At 35.1% G+C, this 1360-nt stretch carries 2 protein-coding genes; both read left to right on the top strand.

Annotated features, from left to right (window positions below):
- Window positions 1–4: 4 nt before the first annotated feature.
- Window positions 5–880, top strand: coding sequence for an endolytic transglycosylase MltG (mltG, locus tag AC30RD_RS09365; protein WP_489494276.1), 876 nt, complete (start codon window positions 5–7; stop codon window positions 878–880).
- Window positions 881–1024: 144 nt separating this feature from the next.
- Window positions 1025–1360, top strand: a 336-nt coding sequence (locus AC30RD_RS09370; RefSeq protein WP_489494275.1) for an NADP-dependent isocitrate dehydrogenase, incomplete at its 3' end; no start/stop codon positions are given.

Here is a 1360-nt window from a genome sequence, read left to right on the forward strand (position 1 = left end):
TTTCATCTATTACCTAAATAAGTCAATTGAAACGCCAAAGGTTTTGTATATTCCCCAAGGATCGATAAATCAAATTATATCACATTTACAATCCAAAAATTACGATGTTTGTAAACTTGATGCACTTCTTTTGCGCCTTATCGGTTCTCCCCAAAGCGGATGGATAGATATGGGTACAACACGCAATACAAAAGCAGATTTTTTATACAAACTCACCACTGCAAAAGCGGCATTACACAATGTAACACTTATCCCCGGTGAGACAACATATATCTTTTTCAATCAGCTATCTCACAATCTTCATCTTGACAGGGAAAAACTCCAGGAGATGTTTGAGAAATACTCTACCATGAAAGAGGGTGTTTTTGTCCCCAATACCTATAGACTTCCAATTGGCATAACAGAAGAGGCGTTAATAAAACTTTTGCTTCACCTCTCACGTAAAAAGATGCAGGAACTCTCTTATAAAATTTTTGGAACCTACAATGAAAAGAGATGGTTTCATTATGTAGCAGTTGCTTCCATTATCCAAAAAGAAGCAGCAACCAAAGAGGAGATGCCACTAGTGAGTTCTGTTATTTACAACAGAATCAAAAAGGGGATGAAACTTCAGATGGACGGTACCTTAAACTATGGAAAATATTCCCATACCAAAGTGACACCACATCGCATTAAAACAGACACTACCATATACAATACATACAAATATTTGGGTGTTCCGAAAATTCCCATATGCAATGTCAGTTTTGAAGCAATACGTGCTGCCATCTTCCCTGCCAAAACAAATTATCTCTATTTTATGAAAAATAAAAAGGGAAACCACAATTTTTCGTGTAACTATTCTACACATTTGCATAACATAAGGCATGCTACCAAATGAAACAAATTATAAATATAGTGCAATGTTTATACAAGCTAATCAAATATTACCTATCTTAGTGTTATTATTAAACTTGTAAATTTCATAAACTCTTATTTTTAACATAAGAGTGGTATGGAAAAATATTATTCACGAGGACACACAATGTCAAAAATTATTTGGTCTAAAATTGATGAAGCTCCGGCTTTAGCAACTTATTCGTTATTACCTATCGTAAATGCTTTCACGAAAGCTGCAGGTGTAGATGTTGTAACTAGTGATATTTCACTAGCAGGTAGAGTGCTTTCAGCTATGGGTCTTGCAGAAGACGAATTATCTAAACTTGGAGAAGTTGTTCTTGAAGCAGATGGAAACATTATTAAACTTCCAAACATCTCTGCATCTATCGGTCAACTTAAAGATTGTATTACTGAGCTTCAAGGTCAAGGTCATAAAATTCCCGATTTCCCTGAAAATCCAGCAAATGCTGAAGAAGAAGCA

The sequence above is a fragment of the Nitrosophilus sp. genome (genome assembly GCF_982775275.1).